Source organism: Mesorhizobium norvegicum (genome assembly GCF_004919685.1).
In the GTDB taxonomy this organism is placed as follows: domain Bacteria; phylum Pseudomonadota; class Alphaproteobacteria; order Rhizobiales; family Rhizobiaceae; genus Mesorhizobium; species Mesorhizobium norvegicum.
The window spans coordinates 110,350-133,290 of sequence record NZ_SMYZ01000041.1 but is presented as its reverse complement, the minus strand read 5'-3'; the positions used below and the strand labels follow the sequence as shown (position 1 = coordinate 133,290).

Sequence of the window (22,941 nt, the reverse complement as noted above, 5' to 3'; positions counted from 1 at the left end):
GGTCTCCGCTTTGTTCCAGGCAGGCAATCAGGCGTGACCGGATTTGGCAATCACAGCGGCGCGGCCTCCATAGAGAGCGATTCATGTTTCCTGGAGCGGTTTGCCGAGCCATTCGCGATAGAACCCCTCGAGGTCGGGCTCGAAATCGTGGACGATGGGATAGCCGGGTGCCGCCGCTTCCACCTCATGCAGCGTGCCGCACTGCGGGCAGATGAATTCGCGGATTTCCATCCATTCGGGATCGGGGAGATCGCTGTTCGGATAGATCTCGCGCAAAGCCTCCTCGGTGTTGCGCACGTTGATCGCAGCCTTGAGCTTCCAGTTCTTGCGATAGTCGCCGAAGGAATGGCCGCATTCGCACCGGGTGATGCGCTCATCGCCGCTCTGGCAGATGAACAGATGATCGGAAACCGGCAGCAGGATCGGGTCCTTCCAGGCGACACGGTCCTGATAGACGGCGACCATCTTGAAGAAGCGGTCATCATCCTTGTAGGCGCTCATGATGCGCCGCGTCTGCGACCAGGGCAGCTGTCCGGCCGCCAGATCGCGGAGGACTTCCTTGCTGTACGAGGTCATGGCTTTGCTCCCGGCATGAAGATCGATCTGGCGTCGACGTTCCAGAACTCGCTGAATTCCCTGGTGAAGCGCGAGGACAGCTTGATCGCGCTGGCGTACATTTTCTTCACTTCCGGCGCGAAGTCGGCCTTTTCGACGCGGCCACGCTCCTTGGCGATCCAGTCCGCCACCGGGATCGCCTTGGCCAGACGCTCCTTGCGCATGGCGGCGCGGCGCTCGACCGTGGCGTCGATATCGGCGATGGGATAACCGTCTTCATCGTCCTTCAACACGATGCCGAAAACCTGGTCCGCCGCTTCGCGGGTGAGAAAGCCGTTCTCGACATCCCAGGCCGTCTTGATCGGATCGCGCTCCAGCACGTCGCCATAGCCGCCGCCGCCATTGTAGGAATGGCTGAAGATGTCGCCGGATTTGTGCGGCGAGGTGATGTAGGGCCCCTCGACCACGACATGGTCGCCACCGATGTTCCTCTCGTAATCTGAGACATGCGGGTCGATGCCGGGCGCATGCGCCAGCGGTTCGCCTTTGGCCGCCAGTTCATGGATGTTGGAGTTGCGCACCGCGCGATGCTTCTGGCAGGTCGGTGCCGGATAGCCGCCGCACATGCCGCCATTATCGAACACCCTGGAAGAGTGTTCCGAGGTGTGGAGCCGCAGATGCGAAGTCTTGTTGATCAGCCAGGTCGAGACGAAGGAACAGCCGCCGCGATATTTGCCGGCGCCGCCCGAGTTCGGCACGATCGAGCGGCCGATATAGACCATCGGCATGGACTGTTCCCAGACCTCGATGTTGCCCATATCGGATTCCGGATTCCAGCCGACATAGGCAGTGTCGAGACCATCCTTGATGGCTAGCGCGCCGGAACCGGCGGCGGCGCATTCGAAATGCGCCATGCCGAACGGCGTGCCGTACTGGCTTTCGCCGCCCATCTCGATCATCGGGCTGTTGACCTGGCCGACAAAGGCCTCCTCGACGAAGCCGCGCGCCACGAAGCTGCGCGACAAAAGCCGCTGGAAAACGCCATAGGCCGGCAGCAGCAAGGCCCATGAGGTGGCGGTGGCCACCATCTCGTTGTCGGGGTTGGTCCAGGTGCCATGCGGCAGTTTCAGCTCGGTCGCCATCCAGGCGCCGTCATTGACCAGGCCTTCGAAATTCATGTGCTGGGTCAGCGTGACGAACATGCCGCCATCCATGCCGGCCGGCGTGCAGTTCATCGAATGGTAGCCCCAGGGCTGCGTGCCCTCGAAGTCCATGGTGATCTTGCCGTCGGTGGTGATCTCCATCTCGATCGGGATGTTGTAGAGCCAGTCGGGATCGCCGAGCAGCTGGAAGCCGGGCTTGCCGGCGGTGACGTGGCCATAGAAAGTGTGGCCGCGATAGATGCCGGGCACGGTGAGCTGGCGGGTGCGGGCGAGCTGGGCGCGGCGGCCTTCCTCGATGAACTCTTTCGACACCTTCATCCAGTAATCGAGGCCGATTTCGGAGATCAGCTGCTTGACGCTTTCGCGCATGTCGATGCAGGAGGCGACCTTGGCCTTCTCGTCGAGCACCCAGTAGATCGGCATGCGCAGATTGCGCTCGCAGCGGATAACGTAGTCGCGGCGGATCTCGTCGTTCTCACCGATTTTCTCGGCGCAGACGAACAGGCCTTCGGTGAAGCGCTCCTGTGCGAGACAGACGTCGCCACCCGGCGTGATGCCGCCGGCTTCCAGCTCGTGGCAGACAGCACCGGCCCAGCCGACCAGCGTGCCTTCATGGAAGATCGGCACCACGTCCATTACGTCGGGCACCTGCACGGTGCCGATGAAGGCGTCGTTGTTGGCGAAGATGTCGCCTTCGCGGATGCGCGGGTTGTCCTCGTAGCCGTTTTTGATCATCCATTTGATGAAGCGGCTCATCGTATGGACATGCACCATGATGCCGTTGGACAGCGCGATGGCGTCGCCCTCGGGCGTATAGATGGCGACGACCATCTCGCCGACCTCGCGCACGCCGGGTGAAGCCGAGATGCGGCGGGCCATTTCGCGTGCCGAGACGCAATAGGCACGCAGCTTGGTGTGCAGCGTCTCGAATTTCAGCGGATCCTGGTTGCGCAGCGTGAGCTCGGTGATGCCGTCATAGCAGCCGGTCTCTTCCATCAACCGCTCGGAATCGAGCAGTCTTTCGCGAAGGCGCAGGGCCGAAGCAGGTTTGTCCAACATGGCGGTCGCCCTCTCAAGCGTGGGTGTAGTGCAGCAGCGTCCATTCATCGACATGGACGCGGTCCTGCGGATGAACGACGAGCGTGGTGGCGGGATGTTCGATGATGGCCGGGCCGATCACTTCGTGGCCAGGCTGCAAGAGATCCATCTCGTAGAGATTGGCCTTGTGCCAGCGGCCGCCAATATAGGCCTCGCGCACCCCTTTGTGAGCGGAAGCAGGATTGGAGGCGCCGAGCGGACGCTTGAGCAGCACCGGCTTGACCTTGTCGGCGGTGGCGATCAGCCCGAGTTCGGTGATGGTGAAGCCGGCTTCGCCATAGCGTGAAACGCGATGGTTGACCTTGGCATAAACCGCCTCGAACTCGTCGATAACCCTACGCATGTCGTCGGCTGAATTGATCTCGGCCAGCGGCGCCATCACCTCGACATCCTCGAGCTGGCCGGTGTAGCGCATCATCAGGAACGGCACGGTCCTGATCTTCTCGCGCGTGTGGCCGTCGTCGATCATCTCGTCGACCGCGGCCTTGGTCAGGTCGTTCCACACCGTGGTGACCTTGGCGCCGAAAGCGGCCAGCGTCGCCTCGTCGGCGCGCGACGGAATGTCGTGCTGCGTCGACACCGAATGGCGGCGCATGAAATCGGCCGTGGTGCAGCCGAAGGCGGAGAAGGCGGCGGCGAACTGAAAGGTGATGATGTCCTTGAAGCCGATGCCCCTGGAGCAGCCGGCCAGATGCAGCGGACCGGAGCCGCCATAGGAGAGCAGCGTGAACTCCGATGGGTGGATGCCTTGACCCGAAATGACCCGGCGCAGCGCGTTGTTGGCATCGGACTCCAGCATGTCGATCATGCCTTCGGCGGCTTCCTCCACCCCGACGCCCAATATGTCGGAGCATTTCTCCTGGAAGGCGCGGCGCGCCTTTTCGACCTGCAGCACGACTTTGCCGCCCAGGAAGTAGTGCGGGTTGAGGCGGCCGAGGATGGCGTCGCAATCGGCTATGGTCGGCTCGGTGCCGCCGCGATCGAAGCAGATCGGACCGGGGTCGGAGCCGGCGCTTTCCGGTCCGAGACTGACCTTCTTGGTCAGCGGGTCGACCTTGAGGATCATGCCGGCGCCGGCGCCGATGGTATCGAGATGCAGCGTCGGCACGTTGAGCTTGAAACGGTCCATCAGCGGCTCGTTCTCGATCCGCGTCTGGCCGCGCGTGATGACGCCCATGTCGAAGGAGGTGCCGCCCATGTCCGAGCAGATGAGCGAGTCGTTGCCGATCAGCTTGCCGACATAGGCCGCGCCGAGGATGCCGCCGATCGGGCCAGAGATCATGGTTTCATGCAGGCGCGGATGGTTGATCGAGGTCAGACCGCCGAAGGAGAGCAGCGTCTGCACGCCGTACTTGAAGCCGTATTTCTTCGAGACGTCCTCGATGCCCTTGAGCTGCTTGCGGCCGCGCGAAGTGGCGTAGGCTTCGATCAGCACCGAGTTCAGCCGCGACTGCTCGCGGATGACCGGGCGGACCTCGTGGCTGGTGTAGACGATGATGTCGGCGCCGGCCTTCTCGACCTCCTCGCGGCAGATCTCGGCGATGCGCTTCTCGTGCACCGGATTGACGTGCGAGAAGATCGTCATGATGCAGATCGCCTCGACCTTGTCGGCGATCAGTTTTTTCGCGGCGGCGGAGACCTCGTGTTCGTAGAGCGGCAGCACGATGTCGCCGAACTGGTCAATGCGCTCGGTCACGCCATGGGTGCGACGGCGCGGCACCAGCGGATCGGGATGATGGTGGGTGACCGCATGCAGCCGGTCGGCATAGGAATAGTCGGCCCAGGCCTGCAGGCCGCGGCCCATCAGGATCATGTCCTCGAGGCCTTTGGTGGTGATCAGGCCCAGCCGGCGGCCGGTGCGCGACAACAGCGTGTTGAGCATGCCGGTGCCGGAATAGAGCACGACATTGACGCCGGAAAACAGCGATTCCAGCGAGATGCCCCAGGCGTCCGCCGCATCCTCGGCCGAAGCCAGGAAACCCTCGGCTTCATTCTTCGGCGTGGTTGCCGACTTGCCGATCTTGAAGTGGCCGTCCTGATCGACAAGGATCGTGTCGGTCATGGTGCCGCCGGCGTCGATACCGATAACGATTGGATTGCCAATGATTGGCGGATTGCCAACGATGGGGCCGGTGAGGTTGGGTTGGGTCACGGTCGCCTCGGATCTGGTCTAGGTTGACGCAAGGCTAGATTCATTGGGTGGCCTTGCGCCATATGCCTAAAGACACAATGACGGCTGGGCTGACATCGCCGAGAAAAGGGCATGCGCATGGGCAATATCTGGGCGCCGCTCGCCAAGGCGATCGCCGCCACCGGCACGGACAGGCATGTCGACTGCCTGATCGACCTTATCGGTGCGGATATCGAGCACGACCTCGTCACGGTGACGCGCTACTCGGCGACGCAGACGCCGGAATTCATCAAGCACCGACGCTTCTCGGATGAAATGGTCCGGCGCTATCTCGACAATTACTACGTGTTCGATCCGTTCTATGCCTCGTGGCGGCGCGAGCGAAGGCTCGGCATCATGCCGCTGAAACGGCTCGCCGACGACGAGGCCAAGCGCGGCCAGTACATAGCCGGCTTCCTGGCGCAGTCGGAAATCTGCGACGAGGTCGGCATCATGCTGGCCGATGGCGGCGACTGCTGCCTCGGCATCTTCCTCGACCGCTCGACCACCACATTCAAGGATAGCGAGATCGCCCTGCTGGATGAGCGGCTGCCGGTGTTCGAGGCGCTGCACGCGCTCGACATCAAGGCGCGCGGAACCGAATTCTCCCGCACGTCGGCGCCGACAGGCCCCGGCGCCTCGCCCCGGCAGGAGCCGACCATTCCAGCCAGCCTGTGGCCGGAGCTGTCGCTGCGGGAGCGGGAACTTGTCCAGCTGATCCTTGCCGGCCATCCGACGGCGAACATCGCCGAGCGCCTCGGCATCACCGTCGGCACGGTCAAGAACCATCGCCGGCGCATCTACGAGAAGCTCGACATCACCACGGAGCGAGAATTGTTTTTGCAGTTCTTCCAGCATCGGGCCGATCGCTAGCCGCTCGCCTACCCTGCCGATCCGCCAGCCGAATGCCTGACTCGCAGAGCCGTTCCCTCCGTGAATTGGTGCTCCGGCTTTGTCGCCGGAATGACCCGAATGCGGGCCTCAAAATTCCTCTTGCGGAACGCCGCCGTCCCGGCTTAGTCTCGGCTTCGTGCAGAAAATGAAATTTAATTCCATTTGTGTAGCACCCCCAGCAAGCGCCATGCCTAGGAAAAATGACCGGCCGCAATCGACTGAGAAAATATTTGATATATCATCTACCAGAACGGAATTAGCTGACATGGTCCAGCAGACATCGATCCAGCCATCGGCGCCCTGGTTGCGGCTAGACGTCGACGATTCGGACTGGAATGACGCCGAGGTGTCTAGCCTGGTGCGCTGGTATCATCAGATGCTGCTCATCCGCCGCTTCGAGGAAAAAGCGCTCGATCTCGCCAATGCCGGGCTGGTGCATGGTCCGGCGCATGCCAGCATCGGACAAGAGGCGACGGCGGTCGGCGCGATGTCCGTGCTCGGCACCGGTGACCGCATCAACGGCACCCACCGCGCCCATCACCAGGTGTTGGCCAAGCTGGTCAACGCGCAGATGCCCGGGAGATACGACCCGCTGCATGACGCCTTCAACCCGAACATGCAGGGCTCGGTGCGCGGCCTGATGGCCGAGATCATGGGGCTTAACGTCGGCTATTGTGGCGGCCGTGGCGGCTCGATGCATATGCGTGACGACGCCTCCGGCATCCCAGGCACCAGCGCCATTATCGGTGGCAACCTGCCGCATGCCGCCGGCTATGCGCTGGCCGACAAGCTGCTTGGCACCGGCACCGTCTCGGTCGCCTTCTTCGGCGACGGCACGATGATGGCGGGGCCGGCCTATGAGGCGATGAACATCGCCGCGCTCTACCGGTTGCCGGTGATCTTTTTCGCCGAAAACAATCTCTATGCCGTCTCGACGCACATCAATGAGCAGACGCGCGAGACGCGGCTGGCCTCGCGCGGACCCATGCTCGGCTTTCGCGGCATCGAATGCGACGGCATGGATGTGGTGGCGGTCCATCACGCCATGCGTGAGGCGCGCCGGGTGATCGAGGAAGACGGCGGCCCGGTGCTGGTCGAGGCGCTCTGCTACCGTTTCCTGCACCAGAGCGGCGCCCGCCCGGGCAGCGAATTCGGCTACCGCACACGCGCCGAAGAGGATGCCTGGAAAGCGCGCGACCCACTTGCCACGATGGCGGCTCGCCTGAAGACGATGGGCATTCTGAACGCTTCCGATCTCGGCACACTCGACCAGCGCGTCATGGAGGTGGTCAACAGTGCTGCCGATTCGCTGACCGAAATGAGCGGCAACGCGCTGCGCATTCCCGACAATCTGTGGCCGAACCCAAGTGACGTCGATAACCAGATCCGCGGCGATCTGTCGGAATTGAAGGACGAGCGCTTCCTCGAGATCGAGGATGTGCCGCCGGCCGAGACCAAGCCGGTCAAGTTCATGGTTGCCGCGTCCGAGGTGATTGCGCGCGCCATGGAAAGGGATGCGCGCATCATCATCATGGGCGAGGATGTGCACCGGCTGCGCGGCGGCGTTTCGGGCGCCACAAAGGGCGCGCTGGAGCGTTGGCCGGAGCGTGTGCTGGCAATGCCGATCGCCGAGAACGGTTTTGTCGGCGTGGCGCTGGGTGCAGCGCTTTGCGGCCTGCGGCCGATCGTCGAGATCATGTTCGGCGACTTCTGCCTGGTTGCCGCCGACCAGCTGTTCAACGCGGTCAGCAAGGTGCGCCACATGTTCGGCGGCGGCTTTCCGGTGCCGATCGTGGTCAGGGTGCGCGTTTCGCCGCACACCGGCTACGGCTCGCAGCATTCGGGCGATCCGTCCGGCCTGTTCGCCCTGTTCCCCGGCTGGCGCATCGTCGCCCCGACGACGCCCTTCGACTATATCGGCCTGATGAATTCGGCGCTGAAATGCGACGATCCGGTCGTCGTCATCGAGCATGTCGAACTGTTCCCGAGCGAAGGCCCTGTGCCTGCGGATGACCGCGACTATTGCGTGAGGCTCGGCAAGGCGAAGATCGTCAGGCCGGGCCGCGCCTGCACATTGCTCACCAGCGCCAGCATGGTTGCTGTCGCCAGCCAGGTGGTCGAGGAGACCGGCGTCGATGCCGAGATCATCGACCTGCGCAGCCTCGATCCGACCGGGCTCGACTGGCCGCTGGTGGAAGCCTCGATCCGCAAGACCAACCGGGTGGCCATCGTCGAACAGGTGCAGCGTGGGCTGTCGCTTGGCGGACGACTGACACAAGAGATTCAGGATCGCGTGTTCGACTATCTCGATCACGAGATCCTGCATGTGACGGGAAGCCTCTCGGCTCCCGTCGTATCGGCCCCGCTCAACCGCGCCGCACTGGGCGGCGCTGAAAAGCTCAAGGCCGCGCTTCAATCCCTCACTGCCGTGGGTGGATAGAGCGAACGCATTGCCACAAAGATCCGACAAGAAAATGGGAGAACTGACATGACCATCCTACCGAGACACAAGACCAGGGCCACGATGCTGGCAGCCGTGCTGCTGGCCACCAGCGCCTTCTGGGCACCGGCCACCTTCGCGCAGGACAGCAAGCCGCTGGTCATCGCGCGCAATATCGACCTCAACTCGCTCGATCCGCACCGCGCCTTCTGCGACACCTGCCAGATCTACAATTCCAGCGTCTATGAATCGCTGCTGACGCTGGACAAGGACAACAAGCTGATCCCGTTGCTCGCCTCGAAGTGGGAAGGCAATGCCGACCAGAGCAGCTTCACCTTCACGCTCGACCCGGCCGCCAAATTCTCGGACGGTTCGCCGGTCGAAGCCAAGGACGTCAAATGGTCCTGGGAGCGGCTGAAGAACCTCAAGGGCAGCGCTTCGTTCCTGATGGACAATGTCGCCTCGATCGAGACCCCGGACGCGCATACGGTCGTCGTCAAGATGGTCGCGCCAAGCTCCGAATTCCTCAACATCGCGGCGGCGCCCTACGCCGCGGTCGTCAACAGCAAGGTCGCTTCCGAAGCCGGCGCCAAGGCCGATGCGGACGCTTCGACGACGGACAATGCCGAGGCCTGGTTCCTGGCGCATTCGGCCGGCAGCGCGCCGTTCGTGCTGAAATCCTATGAGCCGAATTCGGAACTGCGGCTGGCGCGCAACGACAAGTACTGGCGCACGGCGCCGGCGCTGAGCGAAGTCGTCATCCGCCAGACCAAGGATGCGGTGGCGCAGGCGCAGATGCTGCAGAGCGGCACCGCCGACATCGCCATGCAGATCGACCCGGACACGGCCAAGACGATGACCGGCAGCGACGTGAAGATCGAGACCGTGCCATCCTACAACTTCATCTATGTGGCGCTGTCGCCGGGCGCCAAGGCCAACAAGGTTCCGCTGACGCCCGAAGTGCGCGAGGCCATCTCGCTCGGCCTCGACCGTCCAAGCATCCTCGATTTCACCATCGGCTCCGAGGGCCAGCTGATCAGCGCTCCGATCCCGCTCGGCTTCCCCGGCGGTTCGGGCTTCGAGGCGCAGCCCTATGACGTTGCCAAGGCAAAGGAACTTCTGGCCAAGGCCGGCCATGCCGACGGCTTCGAGATGGAAGCGGCGTTCCCCGGCATGAATGTCTATGGCGTCGACCTGTCGCTCTTGATGCAGAAGGTCCAGCAGGATCTGGCCAAGATCAACATCAAGCTCGACCTGCAGCCGATCCCCTTCGCCAATTGGCGCGAACGCGTCAATGGCGACGGCATCCCGATGACGGCGGTGTTCTACGCGCCGGACTATTACGGCACCTCGCAATACATCGACTATTTCGCCATGACCAAGGGCAGCCCGTGGTCGCGCCGCGCCGGCGCGGAGCGCGACCCGTCGGTGCTCAATCCGAAGGAAGCGGATATCTACAAGGCAGCCCTTGCGGCAAGCGGCGACGAGGCCGCCAAGCTGTGGCACCAGGCCGGCGAGGAAATGATCAAGGACAGGATCATCCTGCCGTTGATCAGCCCGAACCTGATCCTGGCCTACAAGTCGGACGTCAAGGGCGTGCGCTACAGCGCCTGCTGCAACCTGCCGCTGGCGGAACTCAGCCACTGAGCGAAAGATGCGGGAGGCGGCCAGCCGCCCCCCGCTTCCTCATCCTGGATCAGCAAATCCTGTTCCTCCAGCACCAAATTCAATATATGATATATCAATGAGCGGAGACCTCGCTATGCCTTCCCTGATCAACTCCAAGGACCAGTTGCTGCGCGAGCGTGCGGCCTCGGTCATTCCGGGCGGCATGTGGGGACACATGGCGACGCGCTATCTCGGCTCCGCCTATCCGCAGTTCTTCGAGCGCGCCGACGGCTGCCGGGTCTGGGACGTCGATGGGCGCGAATATATCGACCTGATGTGCAGCTGGGGCCCCAACATCCTCGGCCATCATCACCAGGCGGTCGAGGCCGCAGCCGAGCGGCAGCGTCGCCTGGGCGATGCGATGAACGGCCCGGGCGAGGTGCTGGTCGAACTGGCGGAGTTGCTGGTCAAGACGGTCGCGCATGCCGACTGGGCGATGCTGCAGAAGAACGGCACCGACGCCACCACGGCATGCGTGACGATCGCACGCGCCGGCACCGGCAGGCGCAAGGTGCTGGTCGCGCGCGGCTCCTATCATGGCGCTGTGCCGTGGTGCACGCCATCACTGGCCGGCGTCACCGCCGAGGACCGCGCCCATCTGATCCATTTCGACTACAACGACATTGCCAGCCTGGAGGCTGCGGTCGAGCAGGCCGGGGGTGATCTTGCCGCGGTCGTCGTCACCGCCTTCCGGCACGACATAGCCCGCGACCAGGAACTGCCGACCGCCGCCTTCGCCAGACGAGCGCGCGAGCTCACCACCGCCGCCGATGCGGCTCTGATCGTCGATGATGTCAGGGCCGGCTTCCGCATCGACCTCGCCGGCAGCTGGGAGCCGCTCGGCGTACGGCCGGACCTGTCTGCCTTCTCGAAGGCGATCGCCAATGGCTATCCGCTTGCCGCGATCACCGGCACCGACCGTTTTCGCGAAGCGGCGACCAAGGTCTATGTGACGGGGTCGTTCTGGTACGGCGCCGTCGCCATGGCCGCCGCGATCGCCACCATCAACACGCTGCGCGATACCGATGCGATTGCCCGCATGACGCAGGCCGGCGACAGGCTGCGCTCAGGCCTCGACGCGGCCGCGAAGAAGCATGGACTGTCACTGCGCCAGACCGGCCCGGTGTCGATGCCGATGGTGTTGTTCGACGACGATGCCGAATTCAAGCTGGCCAACGCCTTCTGCTCTGCTGCGTTGCGCGAAGGCGCCTATTTCCACCCCCGGCACAACATGTTCCTGAGCGCCGCGCATACCGCAAAAGACATAGATCTCGCCCTGCAGGCTGCCGATGCCGGCATGGCCGCTGCGGCGCAGGTGGCGTGAACCGGCGCCGATGCGGTGGGAAAGAACAAATCGTTCAGCCGGCAGCCGACACCAGGCGGCCGTTCTGCGCCGCGCGGCGCAGTTCCTCCGGCGTGACCGCGCCATCGTTGAGCCGTTCGAGCACCTTGACCAGCAAGCGGCCGCCTTCGATCATGTCCTGCTGAATGCCCTTGCGCACGCCGTTCTCGTCACGCGCCCGCAGCGCGTCGAGGATGTCGAGATGACGGTGGCGACCGTCATAGGTCGGCCTGGCGTGCGGGTATTGATAGTTCACCAGCGGACCGTTGCGCAGCCAGATGCCCTCGATGATGGCCAGCAGCTCCGGCATTTGCGCCGCCTGGTAGATCGAGTGATGGAATTCCCAATTGTCGCGGACGGCTTCGAACCAGCGGCCGTTGTCCTCGTCGGCGATCAGCCTGTCATGCACCGCCGCCAGGCGGTCGATCTCGCGCGGCTCGATGCGTGTCGTCGCCGCGGCACCGGCCATGCCTTCGAGATGCAGCCGGATGCTGCGCAGTTCCAGATACTGGGCCAGCGACAGCTGGGCGACGGTGATCGAACGACCGGCCTCCATCTCCAGGCCCTTTTCGCGGACCAGCTGCATCAACGCCTCGCGCACCGGCGTCTCGGAGACCTGAAGGCTGGCGGCGAGGTCGCGGATCTTGAAGCGATGGCCCGGCCAGAAACGGCCTTCCATCATAGCGCGGCGAAGCTCCTCGTAGACACGCGTCGTCAGATTGTCGCGCGCGATCGGCGCGATAGAAGCAGTCACATCCGCTCTCCGTTCTTGCAGTCGCGCAGGCGTCGCCTGCGTCGCGTGGCCTGTGTATATGATACCACGAATGGCCTGACCATCGACATGAGACAAGCCGACATGAAACGGGCAGATGTGAGACGGGCCGCATGACCGCGTCGATGCCTTCCCTGCTGTTTGGCGCCATAGCCGACGATCTGACCGGCGGCACCGAGCTGGCGTCTATGCTGGTCGCGCGCGGCATCCCGACGGGATGCACGGTCGGGCTGAACGCCCCGATCCCATCAGGCAATCTTGCCCATGTTATCCTGCTGAAGACCCGCGTCATCGCGGCCAGCGATGCGGTGCGCCAGGTGCTGGAGGCTGCGGACCGGCTGGTGGAAGCGGGCGCGCGGCAGATTTTCTTCAAATACTGCGCCACCTTCGATTCGACGCCCGCCGGCAATATCGGTCCTTGCGCCGAAGCGCTGCTCGAGCGGCTTGGCGGCGGCGTCACGCTGTTCGCCCCTGCGCTGTGTGAGACCGGCCGTACCGTCTATCAGGGGCATATGTTCGGCGGCGCCCAGTTGCTGGCAGAGTCGCCCAAGCGCTTCGATCCGCTGACGCCGATGACCGATTCCAATCTGGTTCGCGTGCTGCAGGCGCAGAGCAAGGGCAAGGTCGGGTTGGTGCCTTATCTCACTGTCGACGCCGGAGCCGGGGCCATTCGCGACGCCATTCGAGAGCACAGCGCGCGAGGCGAGACGCTTCTGGTCACCGACACGATCCGCGAGCGCGACCTGGCGGCGATCGCGGAAGCCGCCTTCGACCTGCCGCTGATGACCGGTAATTCCTCGGTTGGGGCGCATTTGCCGCCGGCCTGGCTGGCGCATGGGCTGCTGACATCCAGCGAGCTCGTTGCCGCCAGCCTACCGGCCGTAAACGGACCGGCGGCGGTGCTGGCCGGCAGCGTCGCCGACCGCACCATCGAACAGCTCGAACGTTTTGCTCAACACAATCCAATGCTGACGATCGATCTTGCCAGCGCCTTTGCCGGCGCCGATGTCGTGGCCGAAGCGCGTGCCTTCGCCCGGCGGCATTTGCCCGGCGCGATGATGGCGATTGCCACGACGGCGCCGCAAGCGACGGTCGAAGCGCTGCAGCAGGCGCATGGCCGCGATGTGATGGCGGCAAAGGCGGAAGAGACCCTGGCCGTGATTGCCCGGATACTGGTGCGCGAACTCGGCGTACGCCGGCTCGTCGTCGCCGGCGGCGAGACCGCCGGTTCGGTGGTCAAGGCGCTCGGCATCGACCGGATCGCCATGGGCGCCTATGAAGGCCCGGGATTGTCGCGCGCCATCGCCCACCTCCCCGGCCTGCCCTCCGATCCGCTGGCGCTGATGCTGAAATCGGGAAAGCTCGGCGGCCCCGATATCTTCACCGACGTTTTGCAAGACATGACACGGCCGAGCACCATTGCGCCGGCAATCGACACATGGCCCCCGGCAAAGGCCACGACAGGGAAAGCATCGTGATGGATACCGAGACCGCTTGCGCCCGGCTGATCGCCGCGACTGAGACGCTGGACGCCAGCGGGATGAATGTCGGCACCACCGGCAATATCAGCGTGCGCACGACAAGCGGCATGCTGATCACGCCGACGGGAATAGCCACGAGCGCCTTGCGGCCGGAGCAGATGGTGGCAATGCAACTCGATGGCAGCTGGGATGGTGCATTCCGGCCGTCGAGCGAATGGGAAATGCATGCCGAAATCTACAAGGCGTTTCCCGAGGCCGGCGCCGTCGTGCATGCCCATCCCGACCATTGCGTGGCGCTATCGTGCCTGCGCGAACCGCTGCCGCTGTTCCACTACATGGTCGCCGGTTTCGGCGGCGATGATGTGCGCTGCTCGGACTATGCGCTGTTCGCATCAAGCGAGCTGGCCAGGGTTGCCGTCGTGGCGCTCGAGGACCGCACGGCCTGCCTGCTCGCCAATCATGGCATGATCGCCTTCGGCGCGGATCTCGACACGGCACTCATCCGCACCATCAAGCTGGAAACCCTGGCGCGGCAATATCTGTTGGCGCGCAGCGCTGGCACGCCGGTGCTGATCGAGGGCAGCGAGCTTGCCGCCATTCGCGGGCGCTACAAGAATTACGGTCAGCAGAAGTAGTGCATGTCGCCCGACAGCGGCCTGCTCAGTCGACCTGCAGGTGCGAGACGAATTTGCTGTTGAGATAGCTCTCCAGCGCGTCGGCGCCACCTTCGGTGCCGTTGCCGGAATCGTTGATGCCGCCAAACGGCACCTCCGGCAGCGCCAGACCATAATGGTTGATCGACACCATGCCGCTGGCGATGCCGGACGACATTTTCGCGGCACTCGCCGCCGAGCGGGTGAAGCCATAGGCGGCAAGGCCGTAGTTCAACCGGTTGGCTTCGGCCAGCGCTTCATCCAGGCCACTCACCGGGGTCATCAGCGCCAGCGGGCCGAACGGCTCCTCATTCATGGCGCGGGCGTCGGTCCCGACACCCGACAGGATGGTCGGCTCGAAGAAATAGCCTGAATTGCCGATGCGCTTGCCGCCGGTGACGAGTTCAGCGCCTTTCTGCACGGCGTCGTGGACCAGTTCCTCCATCGCCTGCACGCGGCGCGGATTGGCGAGCGGTCCCATGGTGGTGCCTTCGGCAAGACCGTCACCGACCTTGATCTGGCGGGTTGCCTCAACGAAGCGGCCGACGAAATCGTCATAGACCGCATTGTCGATGAGGAAGCGCGTCGGCGCGACGCAGATCTGGCCGGCATTGCGGAATTTGGATGCGACCATCGAGCGTGCGGCGCGGTCGAGATCGGCGTCGGGCAGCACAATGACCGGCGCATGGCCGCCAAGTTCCATCGTCGCCCGCTTCATGTGCAGCCCGGCAAGCGACGCCAGTTGCTTGCCGACTGGCGTCGAGCCGGTGAAGGAAATCTTGCGGATCACCGGATGCGGAATGAGATAGGCGGAGATTTCGGACGGCGTGCCGTAGACGAGGTTCAAGGCACCGTCGGGCAGGCCGGCGTCGACAAAGGCGCGCACCAGTTCGGCGGGCGAGGCGGGCGTTTCTTCAGGGCCCTTGATGATGATCGAGCAGCCGGCGGCCAATGCCGCCGACAATTTGCGCACCGCCTGGTTGAGCGGAAAATTCCACGGTGTGAAGGCGGCCACAGGGCCGACAGGTTCCTTGACCACCGACTGGCTGACACCATCCAAGCGCGCCGGCACGATGCGGCCGTAGCTGCGGCGCGCTTCCTCGGCGAACCAGTCGATGATGTCGGCGGCGGCAAAGGCCTCCATGCGCGATTCGGCAATCGGCTTGCCCTGTTCCAACGTCATCAACGTGGCGATGTGCTCGTTGCGCTCGCGCAGGATGACGGCGGCCTTGCGCATCAGTTTGGAGCGATCGAAGGGCGACACGCGGCGCCAGGTCTCGAACCCTTTGGCGGCGGCCGCCAGCGCTTCGTCGAGATCGCCGATGCCGGCATGGGCGAGCGAGCCGAGTTCGGCCTCGGTCGACGGATTGACGATTGCCATGGTGCGGCCATCTCGGGCCGGGCGCCATGCGCCGTCGATGTGCAGCAGCACGGTTTTGTACATGTCAGGCTCCGTGGAAAATCAGGCGGGAACGGGCTCGGCGGCCGGCCTATAGACGCCTATGGCGCCGGTGCCGATCAACTGGTCGATGGTCTCGGCGCTATAGCCGAGTACGTCGGCCAGCACGGCTTGCGTGTCCTGGCCCAGCATCGGCGGCGCGGTGAAGTCGGCGGTCAATTGCGCGGCCAGTCCCTGCGCCGGGCGCACCATGGCTACGGAACCGAGATGCGGATGCGGCAAGGTCTGGACAAGGCCACGCTCGCGCACATTGGGACTGTCGAAGACTTCCGGTATCGATTTTACCGTGCCGGCCGGCACGCTTGCCGCGGCGCAGGTGGCCATCCAGTGGTCACGTGGCTTGGTCTTGAAGGCAGCCGCCAACTGCGAGATCAGCGCCTCGCGGTTGGTGGCACGCGCCCCTGCTTTGATAAAGCGCTGATCCTTGGTGAGATGCGGCAGGTGCACGACCTGCTCGCACAGCGCCGCGAACTGACGATCGTTGCCGACGGCCAACGCGAAGCCGCCATCGGCGGCTTCGAAGATCTGGTAGGGAACGACCGTCGGATGGGCGTTGCCGTAGCGGGCGGCCTCGCGGCCGGTGTTGAGATAACCGCTGCCGACATTGATCAACAGGCTGAGCGCGCAGTCGATCAGCGACAGGTCGAGGAACTGGCCCTTGCCGGTCGTCGCGCGTTCAAAAAGTGCCGCCAGGATCGACTGCGTCGCGACCATGCCGCAGACGATATCGGTGATGGCGACGCCGACACGCATCGGCTCGCCATTGCTCTCGCCGGTGATGGCCATGAGGCCGCTTTCGGCCTGCATGACGAAATCATAGCCGGGCCGTCCGGCATCGGGGCCGGTCTGGCCGTAGCCGGAGATCGAACAGTAGATCAGCCGTGGGTTTGACGCACTGAGTTCCTTGAAACCGACGCCGAGGCGGTCGGCGGTGCCGGAGCGGAAATTCTCTACGACGATGTCGGCCTTCGCCGCCAGCTCACGCACGATCGCCAGCCCCTGCGGGCTCTTCATGTCGAGTGCGATGCTCTGCTTGCCGCGATTGGCGCAGAGATAGTAGGTCGAGACACCCTTGTAGCTCGGCACCGACCACGCGCGGGTGTCGTCGCCGCCGTCGATGTTCTCGATCTTCCAGACTTCGGCGCCGAGATCGGCAAGGCTCATCGTCGCCCACGGTCCGGCCAGCACGCGCGAGAGATCGAGAACCTTGATGCCTTCGAGCGGCAGGCGGGCGCGACCTGCCGTACCAGCATTTTCGGGTTGGTTTTCGGTCAAATCAGAATCCTTCACGGGTAAATTCGGCTGTTGTCTCGCAGGTTGTCAGACAGCCTTGAAAGTGTTGACCGACTCCGGGAAATGACAGGCGACGCGATGCGAACCGCCAGCGGGATCGAGCGGCGGTTCGACGGCCGCGCAGATCGCCTGCGCCTTGAAGCAGCGCGTGCGGAAGCGGCAGCCGGAGGGCGGGTTGAGCGGGCTCGGCACATCGCCGGTCAGCACGATCCGCTCGCGCTTGCGCTCCTTCTCGGGGTTGGCGAGCGGCACCGCCGACAGCAGCGCCTGGGTGTAGGGATGCAGCGCCCTCGAATAGAGTTCGGCCGCCGGCGCGATCTCGACAATCTTGCCGAGATACATCACCGCGACCTGGTGCGAGATGTGGCGCACGACCGAGAGGTCATGGGCGATGAACAGATAGGAGGTGCCGAAGGATTGCTGGATATCCCTGAGCAAATTGAGCACGCCGGCCTGCACCGAAACGTCGAGGGCCGAAACCGGCTCGTCGAGGATCACCACTTGCGGGTTCAGCGCAAGCGCGCGGGCGATGACGACGCGCTGGCGCTGGCCGCCGGACAGTTCGTGCGGATAGCGCTTGCCATGCTCGGGATTGAGCCGCACCAGGTCGAGCAGTTCGGCGACGCGCGCGCTGCGGTCGGCCGCCGACATGTCGCTCATGCGCAGCGGCTCGGCAATGTTGTCGGCAATGCGCATGCGCGGATGCAGCGAACCGTAGGGATCCTGGAAGACGAGCTGGATGTAGCGCCGCATCAGGCGCATGTCCTCGTGGTTGAGCGCGAGCAGGTTCTGGCCACGAAACCAGCTTTCGCCGCTGGTCGGCTCGATCAGCCGCATCAGGCAGCGTCCGAGGGTCGACTTGCCGCAACCGGACTCGCCGACGAGGCCCAGCGTTTCGCCGGGTGCTACGTCGAACGAGACATCGGCGACCGCACGGACATGGGCAACGGCGCGGTCGAAGACGAGACCGCCGCGAACCGGAAAATCCTTGACGAGATGGCGAACCGACAATGCCGGCGCCGGTTTGGTTTCTGCCTGGAGTTGCTCCGCTGCGCTCATGGGGCCACGCTTCCACTGTCCAGGCTTGCCGCCGCCAGCGCGGCGCTGTGGAAGGGCGGCAAGGTCGTCGCGAAATGGCAGGCCGAGAACCGGCCGCCGATATCATGCAAAGGCGGATCCTCGGTCCGGCAGCGTGCCTCGGCATAGATGCAGCGCGGATGGAAGGCGCAGCCACCCGGCAAGCGGCCAAGTGCGGGCGGCGAGCCATCGATCGAGAACAGCCGCTCACGGCTTTCCTCGAGATTGGGGATCGAGGCGATGAGGCCGCGCGTATAGGGGTGGCGCGGATCGGCGAACAGCTCGGACACGCCAGCCTGTTCGACGACGCGGCCGGAATAGACGACCGCGACGCGGTCGGCGTGACCGGCGACGACGCCAAGATCATGGGTGATCAGCACAAGGCCAAGGCCGAGCCGTTCTTGCAGCGAGCGCAGCACCGACAGGATCTGCGCCTGCACCGTGACATCGAGCGCCGTGGTCGGCTCGTCGGCGATCAACAGGTCTGGATCGTTGGCGACGGCCATGGCGATCACGGCGCGCTGGCGCATGCCGCCGGAGAATTCGTGTGGGTACTGGTTGACCCGGCGCTCGGGCTGCGGGATCGCCACCAGATGGAGCAACTCCACCGCGCGCGCCATCGCCTGTTTGCGCGTCACGCGCTGATGCAGCCTGACCGCCTCGGCGATCTGGGCGCCGACGGTCATCACCGGATTCAACGAGGACAGCGGGTCCTGAAAAATCATGGCGATGCGCGCGCCTCTGATCTTGCGCATCTCGCGCGCCGGTTTGCCAACCAGTTCGTCGCCGTTGAAGCGGACCGAGCCGGTGACCACCGCGTTCTTGGAGGTCAGGCCGAGCGCGGCAAGCATGCCGACGGACTTGCCCGAGCCGGACTCGCCGACAATGCCGACCACTTCGCCCTTGGCGACATCGAGGTCGATGCCGCGCACCGCCTCGAACTGATTGCCTGCGCGCCGGAACCCGACCCGCAGGCCGCGTATGGACAGCAGCGGCTCGCGCTCGCCCGCCTTGTCGACTGCGCCCGGTGGCGCTGAAGATATCTGTGCGCTCATCGCCTAGTCCGACCTTGGATCGAGAATGTCGCGCAAGCCGTCGCCGATGAAGTTGAAGCCGAGCACGATGGTGAGGATGGCGACGCCGGGACCGAAGGCGATCCACCATTGATAGAAATGGACGGCGCCGTCGGAGATCATCGACCCCCATTCGGGCGTCGGCGGCGTGGCGCCGAGGCCGATGAAGCTGAGCGACGCGGCAAGCAGCACGACCTGGCCGAGATCCATGGTCGCGCTGATCAGCACCGGGGTCCAGCAAAGCGGCAATATGTGCGTGAACAGCACGCGGCGCGGCCTGGCGCCAGCGGCGATCGCCGCCTCGACATGCTCGCGCTCCTTCACCTCCAGAACCTGCGCCCGCATCAGGCGGGCGTAGACCGGCCACCAGACCAGTACCATGGCGATGGCCGCATTGCCGAGACCCGGCCCAAGTGACGCCGCGACGGCCATGGCCAGCAGCATCGGCGGGAAGGACAGAGTGACATCGACGAGCCGCATGATCGCCGCACCGGTCAACCCGCCGACGAAGCCGGAAATGGCACCGAGCAACGAGCCGATGACGACGGCCGAGACAACGACCAGAACCGCGATCGGCAGCGAATGCGCCGCCCCGTGCAAGGTGCGGCTCAGGACATCGCGGCCGAGCGCATCGGTGCCCAGCCAGTGCGCCCAGCTCGGCGGCTGCAGCCGGCGCGCCACCATTTCGAGCGGATCGAACTGAACGACCAGATTGGCGAAGACGGTCATGAACAGCCAGAACAGGATAACGACCGTGCCGATGACCAATGGTGCGGTCAGCCATTCGGGAACAGGGGCGGAACGGGATTTGGTTGCGACCGCCGACATCAGCTCAATCTCACGCGCGGATTGGCCACGACATAGAGTATGTCGGTGATGAGGTTGGTGACCAGGAAGGCGAGGCCGCCGACGATGGTGACGCCGATGATTGCCGGGAAGTCGAGCGCGCGTGCCGCCTCGACGGCATAGGAGCCCATGCCGGGCCAGGAAAAGATGGTCTCGGTCAGCACCGCGCCGGTGATCAGATAGGCGAAGGAATAGCCGATGACGGTCAGGGTCGGCACCATGGTGTTGCGTAGCGCGTGGACGATGACGACGCGGAATTCGCTCGCACCCTTGGCGCGCGCGGTGAGCACGAACTCGCGGCTCATCACATCCAGCATGTTGGCGCGCACCAGCCGCGATATGGTCCCCGAAACCGTCCAGCCGAGCACGAAGGCCGGCAGCAGCAGGTGCCAGAGTGCGTCCTTGAACACGGTCCAGTCGCCAGCCAACAGCGAATCGATGGTCAGGAAGCCGGTGATGCCGAGCGGCAATGCCAGGCGGGCATCAACCCTGCCCGGCCCCGGCAGCCAGTTCAGCATGACCGAGAAAATGAACAGCAGGCCGAGCCCCGACCAGAACACCGGCAGCGACGAGCCGAACAAAGCGAACAGCCGCGCGCCATGGTCGATCAGGCTGTTGCGGAAATAGGCGGCCAACACGCCAAGCACGATGCCGAGCGTGGTGCCGAAGATCATCGCGGCGAAAACCAGTTCGAGCGTTGCCGGCAAGCGGTAGAGAATGTCGGTGCCGACATTGCGCTTGGTGATGAAAGAGGTGCCGAGGTCGCCGCTCAGCAGATTACCAAGATATATCATATAGCGTTCCGGCAAAGGACGATCGAGACCCCAGCGCGCCTTGGCGGCGGCCACCACTTCCGGGTTGCTCATCTGCTGTTCGGCGACGATGGCCGTCAGCGGATCGCCCTTGGTCACCGTGGTGATCAGGAAGGCGATGGTGACGATGCCGAGCACCAGAAACGGCATTGCGATAAGCCGGCGCAAAATATAGCGAGACACGTGGCTACCTTCACAAGGTGGGGCTTCGTAAGATGGCACAAGGCGCTGGGAGATGCCATCGATGGAAGCATATTGACAGTCCGCGAAAGCCCCTGTCAATATAAATGGAATTTAATTTCATTTTTCGACCAGACACGACAGACCGTGCCGGCGGCACCGGCCCGACAGGCGGACGACGACGCCAGAAAGACCCAGCGTGCGCAAGCGAGCGACCAGGGACGAGACGGAGCTTGAAGGCGAAGGCGCGCAGCTTTCGTCGTCGCTGGTGCGCGGGCTGGGCATCCTGCGCGCTTTCCGGCCTGGCGACGCCTCGCTCGGCAACCAGGACATCATCGCGCGCACCGGCCTGCCCAAGGCCACGGTTTCGCGCATCACCTATACGCTGAGCGCGCTCGGCTATCTCCTGTACGACAAGGATCTCGGCCGTTACAGCCTGGGACCGGCCACCGTGGCGCTGGGTTATTCGGCGCTCAGTTCCAGCGCCGTCGTTCACGTCGCCAGGCCGCTGATGCAACCGCTGGCCGATCTGACGGGGGCAGCGGTGGCGCTCGGCACGCGCGACAGCCTCAACATGGTCTATCTCGCCAATTGCCGCTCGGAGAGCCTTGTCACGCTGCGGCTCAATCCAGGCTCCTATCTGCCGATCTGGAAGACATCGATGGGGCTGGCCTATGCGGCGGCCCTGTCACCCGAGGAGCGCGCCGGCCTTGTGCGGGCTTTGCAGGAGGCGGAGCCGGACAAGGCAGCGATGATCCATGCTGCGATCGACGACGCGATCGCCCAATATGCACGGCAAGGCTACGTAACGTCATTCGGCGCTTGGCATAGCTACATCCATGCGGTCGGCGTGCCGTTCCGGCCGCGTGACGGCTCGCCGCTGGTTGCCATCACCTGCGGCGGCATCGGCGAGATCATCACCGAGGTCCGCGCGCATGCCGAGATCGGACCGGCGCTGGTGGCGATGGTGAAAGCACTGGGCAGTGAGCTCGAGGGAAATCCTGTGTAATCCCGGCACGGGATTGGCCTAGACGATCGGCCTGCATGCCGGCTTGAACTTGCCTGGTGGTGACCGCACAGTCGCCGCCGATGGTATGGCGGCCGTGCATCGCCATCGTCCATCGGGTTCAGGCGGGGGGGAAATCAGATGCCGATGAATTTTGCAGGACGATTCAGCAATCGAGCGGCGGTCATCACCGGCGGCGCATCGGGCATCGGTTTGGCGGTGGCTCAGAGAATCGTCGAAGAGGGCGGACGGGTTTCGGCGTGGGATCGCGATCCTGCCCAGATCGAGCAGGCCAAGACTACCCTTCCCGGCCTCCACGGTGTCGCCGTCGACGTCGCCGATGCCGCCGGTGTGGAACGCGCCGCACGGTCGACGATCGAAGCGCTTGGCGGTGTCGACATCCTGGTCACCAGTGCGGCGATCACCGGGCCGAACATGACGACCTGGAACTATTCGACCGAGGATTGGCAGAAGGTCATCGACATCAACATCAACGGCGTCTTCTACTGCAACAAGGCGCTGGTGCCGCACATGCTCGAGCGCAACTATGGCCGCATCGTCAACATCGCCTCGATCGCCGGCAAGGAAGGCAATCCCAACGCCTCCGCCTACAGCACCTCGAAGGCTGCGGTGATCGGCCTGACCAAGTCGCTCGGCAAGGAACTGGCCAAGACCAAGGTGACGGTCAATTGCGTCACACCGGCGGCCGTGCGCACCGCGATCTTCAAGCAGATGAGCCAGGAGCACATCGACTTCATGCTGTCCAAGATACCGATGGCGCGCTTTGGCGAGGTCGACGAGGTGGCGGCGCTGATCTGCTGGATCGCCTCGGAGGAGTGTTCGTTCACGACGGCCGCCGTGTTCGACGTTTCCGGCGGCCGCGCCACCTACTGAGGCCAAGACGCATCTCAATTCCGCGTGACGGTGCAACGAACGGGAGCTTACGGGCGTATAGTTGC

Annotated in this window: 18 protein-coding genes; 8 read left to right on the top strand and 10 right to left on the bottom strand. The window is 64.3% G+C overall.

Translation table 11 applies throughout. The features are described 5' to 3' along the window. Window positions 1–81: 81 nt before the first annotated feature. From FCU66_RS17295 to FCU66_RS17285, 3 genes are read right to left on the bottom strand one after another with little or no spacing between them, the layout of a single operon-like run. Window positions 82–576: an acetone carboxylase subunit gamma gene (locus FCU66_RS17295; protein ID WP_136617498.1), complete on the bottom strand. Its 495-nt coding sequence runs from the start codon at window positions 574–576 to the stop codon at window positions 82–84. Continuing rightward, window positions 573–2,777, bottom strand: coding sequence for a hydantoinase B/oxoprolinase family protein (locus FCU66_RS17290; protein WP_136617499.1), 2,205 nt, complete (start codon window positions 2,775–2,777; stop codon window positions 573–575). Before FCU66_RS17290 ends, FCU66_RS17295 begins: the two co-directional genes overlap by 4 nt. Window positions 2,778–2,790: 13 nt before the next feature. Continuing rightward, the gene (locus FCU66_RS17285; RefSeq protein WP_136617509.1) at window positions 2,791–4,920 is read right to left on the bottom strand and encodes a hydantoinase/oxoprolinase family protein; all 2,130 of its coding nucleotides are present in this window, start codon (window positions 4,918–4,920) and stop codon (window positions 2,791–2,793) included. 159 nt (window positions 4,921–5,079) lie between these two features. On the opposite strand from FCU66_RS17285, the gene FCU66_RS17280 reads away from it, so the two are divergent. The 4 genes from FCU66_RS17280 to FCU66_RS17265 all read left to right on the top strand — a co-directional run bounded on the left by FCU66_RS17280 (window position 5,080) and on the right by FCU66_RS17265 (window position 11,312). Further along, window positions 5,080–5,859 carry a helix-turn-helix transcriptional regulator gene (locus FCU66_RS17280; RefSeq protein ID WP_136617500.1) on the top strand — a complete coding sequence of 260 codons (780 nt, stop codon included), beginning with the start codon at window positions 5,080–5,082 and terminating at the stop codon, window positions 5,857–5,859. Between the two features lie 286 nt (window positions 5,860–6,145). Further along, complete coding sequence (locus FCU66_RS17275; RefSeq protein ID WP_136617501.1) at window positions 6,146–8,320, top strand: dehydrogenase E1 component subunit alpha/beta; 2,175 nt, start codon at window positions 6,146–6,148, stop codon at window positions 8,318–8,320. Between the two features lie 84 nt (window positions 8,321–8,404). Continuing rightward, window positions 8,405–9,967: an ABC transporter substrate-binding protein gene (locus tag FCU66_RS17270; protein ID WP_162252264.1), complete on the top strand. Its 1,563-nt coding sequence runs from the start codon at window positions 8,405–8,407 to the stop codon at window positions 9,965–9,967. A gap of 115 nt (window positions 9,968–10,082) precedes the next feature. Further along, entirely contained in the window at window positions 10,083–11,312 is a 1,230-nt protein-coding gene (locus FCU66_RS17265; protein ID WP_136617503.1) for an aminotransferase class III-fold pyridoxal phosphate-dependent enzyme, read from the top strand. Window positions 11,313–11,346: 34 nt separating this feature from the next. On the opposite strand, the gene FCU66_RS17260 is transcribed toward FCU66_RS17265, so the two are convergent. Continuing rightward, on the bottom strand, window positions 11,347–12,084 hold the full coding sequence (locus FCU66_RS17260; protein ID WP_082525546.1) for a GntR family transcriptional regulator: 738 nt from the start codon (window positions 12,082–12,084) through the stop codon (window positions 11,347–11,349). Between the two features lie 131 nt (window positions 12,085–12,215). Here FCU66_RS17260 and otnK point away from each other — a divergent pair, with 131 nt between their 5' ends. Both otnK and FCU66_RS17250 read left to right on the top strand, forming a co-directional pair. Then, a complete protein-coding gene (gene otnK / locus FCU66_RS17255) occupies window positions 12,216–13,580 on the top strand; it encodes a 3-oxo-tetronate kinase (RefSeq protein WP_136618274.1) in 1,365 nt (454 codons plus the stop codon). Continuing rightward, window positions 13,580–14,218, top strand: a complete 639-nt coding sequence (locus FCU66_RS17250) for a class II aldolase/adducin family protein (protein WP_136618275.1) — start codon at window positions 13,580–13,582, stop codon at window positions 14,216–14,218. Before otnK ends, FCU66_RS17250 begins: the two co-directional genes overlap by 1 nt. A gap of 25 nt (window positions 14,219–14,243) precedes the next feature. On the opposite strand, the gene FCU66_RS17245 is transcribed toward FCU66_RS17250, so the two are convergent. From FCU66_RS17245 to FCU66_RS17220, 6 genes are read right to left on the bottom strand one after another with little or no spacing between them, the layout of a single operon-like run. Further along, entirely contained in the window at window positions 14,244–15,680 is a 1,437-nt protein-coding gene (locus FCU66_RS17245; RefSeq protein ID WP_136618276.1) for an NAD-dependent succinate-semialdehyde dehydrogenase, read from the bottom strand. A gap of 18 nt (window positions 15,681–15,698) precedes the next feature. Beyond that, window positions 15,699–16,970, bottom strand: coding sequence for a CaiB/BaiF CoA transferase family protein (locus FCU66_RS17240; protein ID WP_136618277.1), 1,272 nt, complete (start codon window positions 16,968–16,970; stop codon window positions 15,699–15,701). 45 nt (window positions 16,971–17,015) lie between these two features. After that, window positions 17,016–18,047, bottom strand: a complete 1,032-nt coding sequence (locus FCU66_RS17235; protein ID WP_136618278.1) for an ABC transporter ATP-binding protein — start codon at window positions 18,045–18,047, stop codon at window positions 17,016–17,018. Next, window positions 18,044–19,120 (bottom strand): ABC transporter ATP-binding protein, encoded by a 1,077-nt coding sequence (locus FCU66_RS17230; RefSeq protein ID WP_136618279.1) that lies wholly within the window; start codon window positions 19,118–19,120, stop codon window positions 18,044–18,046. The genes FCU66_RS17235 and FCU66_RS17230 overlap by 4 nt, the downstream gene beginning before the upstream one ends. Window positions 19,121–19,123: 3 nt before the next feature. Further along, window positions 19,124–19,966 (bottom strand): ABC transporter permease, encoded by an 843-nt coding sequence (locus FCU66_RS17225; protein WP_136618280.1) that lies wholly within the window; start codon window positions 19,964–19,966, stop codon window positions 19,124–19,126. After that, complete coding sequence (locus FCU66_RS17220) at window positions 19,966–20,979, bottom strand: ABC transporter permease (RefSeq protein ID WP_136618281.1); 1,014 nt, start codon at window positions 20,977–20,979, stop codon at window positions 19,966–19,968. The genes FCU66_RS17225 and FCU66_RS17220 overlap by 1 nt, the downstream gene beginning before the upstream one ends. A 196-nt stretch (window positions 20,980–21,175) precedes the next feature. Between FCU66_RS17220 and FCU66_RS17215 the strand changes: the two genes are divergently transcribed. Both FCU66_RS17215 and FCU66_RS17210 read left to right on the top strand, forming a co-directional pair. Then, the gene (locus FCU66_RS17215) at window positions 21,176–21,985 is read left to right on the top strand and encodes an IclR family transcriptional regulator (protein ID WP_136618282.1); all 810 of its coding nucleotides are present in this window, start codon (window positions 21,176–21,178) and stop codon (window positions 21,983–21,985) included. Window positions 21,986–22,123: 138 nt separating this feature from the next. Next, window positions 22,124–22,876, top strand: a complete 753-nt coding sequence (locus FCU66_RS17210) for an SDR family NAD(P)-dependent oxidoreductase (protein ID WP_136618283.1) — start codon at window positions 22,124–22,126, stop codon at window positions 22,874–22,876. The last annotated feature ends 65 nt before the right edge of the window (window positions 22,877–22,941 follow it).